This is a genomic window from Rubritalea sp., assembly GCF_039830215.1.
GTDB lineage: Bacteria > Verrucomicrobiota > Verrucomicrobiia > Verrucomicrobiales > Akkermansiaceae > Rubritalea.
Genome location: NZ_JBDOPO010000123.1, coordinates 1 through 2,301, shown reverse-complemented (window position 1 = coordinate 2,301; position 2,301 = coordinate 1). Strand labels below are relative to the sequence as shown.

At 47.2% G+C, this 2,301-nt stretch carries 1 protein-coding gene; it reads left to right on the top strand.

Translation table 11 applies throughout. The annotated features are described in order from the left end of the window. Positions 1-2,301: SbcC/MukB-like Walker B domain-containing protein (locus ABGY95_RS04085; RefSeq protein WP_347440432.1), on the top strand; the 2,301-nt coding region annotated here is incomplete at both ends.

The window sequence follows — 2,301 nt, the reverse complement described above, 5'->3', positions numbered from 1 at the left end:
ATGGTTTGCCAGTATAGGTGCTGATATCTGGCAGAAATCACTCACCCTTACTAATCAGAGACAAGAGCAGATAAACCTGCAACTAAACCAAAAACGACTCGATAAACAATCGCTCAAAACCGAATCCGAAACCCTCAAATCCACCTACATGGAAATGGGCGGTGCTGCCATAGAAGATGTCAAACGCACCATTCAGAATGAAACCGAACGTCTCAGAGAAAAGCAAAATAACTCCAACGTCTACCAAAATCTAACGAAAGAACTCAAACTAAATTCAGAGGTTTCACCTGAGCAGTTTGCAACAAACCAAAAGCAACTAACCAGCTTAGAACTAGAAATACAAAATGAGCACGACACAGCTCAAAGCCAACTAATCCAACTGCAAGCAGACATCAATCCAAGCTTGCAATTACATAGCTCCATAAAACAAGAACTAGAAAGCATTCGTGAGCGACCTAGCTCTAACATCGAGGCCAGATTCCAACTCTTCAGAGACACCCTAGCCGAGGAACTCCAACTCCGACCAGAAGACACTCCCTTTCTCGCTGAGATGATCGAGGTAAAAAATAGCGATAAAGAATGGAGAGGTGCTATCGAGCGCGCACTTGGCTCCGAACGACTTCGCATTCTCGTTCCTGCCCACCATTTCCAACAAGCACTCCGCTGGATAAACCACCGTGACAACAAACTCCACGTGCGCTTACTCTCAGCCCGCGATAGCTACCACCCACAACGCCCGTTTCACGACAGCTTCATCCACAAAATATCCATCAAACAGCACGAACTCAGCCCAGCACTCCATGATTTGCTCATAAAGCAAGACAGACACTGCATACAAACCGTGGAAGAACTGGAGTCTACTGAACACGCCATGACTCTCCAGGGCTCTATGTCAGGCAGAAAAGGCAAGGTCGATAAGCAGGATCAAAGACGCATCACAGACGGATGGATGACGGGATTTGACAATAAAGATAGAATTACTGAGCTCGAAAAATCACTAGCTGAAACAGAACTCCACCTGCAATCAGCAAAGACTAAAGCCACAGCCCTAGAGGCTTCTTTAAAGAAATTTCAGCATCTCTTAGTCTGCATCGCTCACCTTAAGACCGTTGAGTTCTCCACTATCGACACTCAGAGCGTGCAGCGCCAGCTAGATCTTGCCCAGTCACAACTAGACGCCCTTACCGACCCCACATCAGATCTAGCCAAAGCAAGAGAATCCTACGAAAAAATCAATACTCAAATCGATGTTATTAGTCGTGATATTGAATCGCTCGTCGGTAAAGCTGGAGGCATAAAAGTCGAACTCAAAACTGCTCAGCAAAATTACCAATCTGCACTGGATAGAATGGGCAACGGATTAGACGACGACTCATCATCTATTGCCGAGAAAAAATTCCCACGCGCCAAAAATCAAGACCCACAAAAGCTTCCAGACGCAGAAAGATCCGCTAGCTCCCTAGCTAACACCTCCATCGACAAACACGAAGCCACTAAAGCAACCCACCTCCAAAAGCTCACAAAATTCATGGAGTTTGCAAAGAGCATAGACACTGGAGCGCTCGCTGAATCCAGCTCAGAGCTCATCGATATCCCCACATTCCTAACTCGCCTCAAGGCTCTAGAAGAGGAAGATCTACCACAGCGACAGGAGAGATTTGAACAGTACCTAAACCTCTCATCGGGTCAAGGAGTCACCCAGCTCCTCACCAATATCGACAACAACATTTCCCACATCACCCACAGGATAGAATCACTCAATACCACACTCAGCAGAGTTGAATTTAAACAAGGGAAGCACCTTCAGTTAGACCCAGTAAAGGTAAGCCACGACTCACTGAAGATCCTAGACAATGCGCGCAAGCACCTCAACTTCGCCATGACGAAAGATGACCAAGGAGAAAGCCACTTCAAAGCCCTCAAAGTCGTCATCGAAATCCTCCGCGAAGCCGGAACTAACACCCGCACTCTTGCCTCCAAAGCTCTACTTGACCCTCGCCATCGACTCGAATTTTATGTCGTGGAAGTCTGCCGAGAAACCCAGACCAAATCAGGAAGAATCTCCGGTTCCCAATCCGGTAGCGGTGGAGAAAAAGAAATGATGGCCAGCTACATTCTCACTGCGTCGCTAAGCTACGCACTCTGTCCAGATAACTCAGAAAACCCACGCTACGCCACCATCGTACTAGATGAGGCATTTTCAAAAAGCTCACAAGCCGCCGCCACACGCATCATCAAAGCTCTCCGTGCATTTGGCCTTCACCCACTCTTCGTCACTCCTAACAAAGAAATGAGCCTACT